The organism is Oceaniovalibus sp. ACAM 378 (assembly GCF_008085915.1).
Taxonomy (GTDB): Bacteria; Pseudomonadota; Alphaproteobacteria; order Rhodobacterales; family Rhodobacteraceae; genus Oceaniglobus.
Window position 1 is genome coordinate 1 of sequence record NZ_VSJK01000068.1, and the last position, 1623, is coordinate 1623.

Genomic DNA, 1623 nt, shown 5'->3' on the forward strand with positions numbered 1-1623 from the left:
GGGAGATGCCGTAATGGGGCTCGGCGCGAATCATTGCCGTTGTGACTTGCTGAACGGTTGGCGTTGAGGTGTCGTTGCCCTTGGCACGCAATGCGTGCTTACGGGGTCTTGCCCTGAGGCGCGCCCCAATCCTGAACACCAGAATGAAAGGGCAACGACATGGATCACTTTATCGGTTTGGACGTCTCTCTGGCAAGCACTGCGATATGCGTTCTGACGGTGCATGGAAAGGTGGCCAAGGAAACGACGGCTGCCAGCGAGCCGGAGGAACTTGTGGCAGTTCTGCGCGCTCTGTCTGGCACTGTAGTCGCTGTGGGTCTGGAAGCCGGCCCGCTTTCGCAATGGTTGCACAAACACCTGACGGAGGCCGGTTTTGAGACCGTGCTGATGGAAACCCGGCAGGTGAAAGGGGCATTGAAAGCGATGCCGATCAAGACCGACCGCCGGGATGCAGAAGGCATTTCACGGCTCCTGCAGATGGGATGGTTCCGACCGGTGCATTGCAAATCGATCTCCTCTCAGGAAACACGCGCGATCTTGACATCACGCAAGGCCATTCAGCGAGGGATCATCAACATTGAGCTTTCAGTTAGGGGTATTTTGCGAAATTTTGGGCTGAAGATAGGTCGGATCTCCAAGACAGGCTTTGACGCTCGCGTTCGAGAATTGGCTGAGGGTAACGGGATGTTGGTCGCTGCAGTGGAGCCAATCCTGCGGGCGCGCATGGCCTTACGCAAAGAACTTGCTGGCTTGGAGAAACGGGTCCGGGATCTAGCCAAGACCGACCCGGTCTGCAAATTAATGATGACCATGCCCGGGGTGGGCGCTGTGGTGGCACTGACCGTTAGAGCGGCGATTGATGATCCAGAACGGTTTCACTCTTCGAAGGACATCGGGCCTTGGGCCGGGTTAACTCCCAGCCGGAACCAGTCTGGCGAAATGGATGTCATCGGGCAGATCACACGGGCTGGAGATGCGGGACTAAGAACAGCCCTGTATCAGGCCGCTACGGTGATGCTGAACCGCGGAAAGCACAACTGGCTGACCGGTTGGGCGCTGCGGGTTGCGCAGCGGCGCGGCAAGAAGCGCGCGACGGTCGCCTTGGCACGGCGCATCGGGGTGGTGCTCCATCGCATGTGGCGCAATGAAACCGAATTCCGTTTCACCCGTGACGTGGTGACGACAGCCACGGGTGTGTGAACGCGCAGGCTTGGATTGATGTGACAAGAAAAGAGGAGAATTAGCCGCGCCGTAGCGTTGGCTTGCAGAGGTCCCTCGCCGGGACGCGGCCCCGATGATGCCGATAGCCGCCCAGTGCCGAGTCGTTGTTCGAGCACGCTGGGGAGATAGGCACTCGGGAACCGTTTTGGACAAGGCATATGGTAGCAGCCTTTGCGCTGACTACGGACGGAAGCGAAATCCTGGCGATGGAAACTAACTCGGCATATCTGACCAACGGCTCAGCTCTAAATACAACTTGGGGGATCATACCGGTGTTGGCGCCGCTACGATCCACGATGTCTCCGCAGCGCCAACACCTTGGTCGCGCGATATGCCATCGGTATCGCGCTGCTTTTCTGTTGTTTCAATGCGCTTGACAATTAATGCCCCATTACGGAAGGG

At 58.1% G+C, this 1623-nt stretch carries 1 protein-coding gene; it reads left to right on the plus strand.

Translation table 11 applies throughout. The features are described 5' to 3' along the window. The first annotated feature begins 159 nt into the window (after positions 1-159). Positions 160-1200: an IS110 family transposase gene (locus FQ320_RS25170; RefSeq protein ID WP_148475993.1), complete on the plus strand. Its 1041-nt coding sequence runs from the start codon at positions 160-162 to the stop codon at positions 1198-1200. Positions 1201-1623 lie beyond the last annotated feature (423 nt).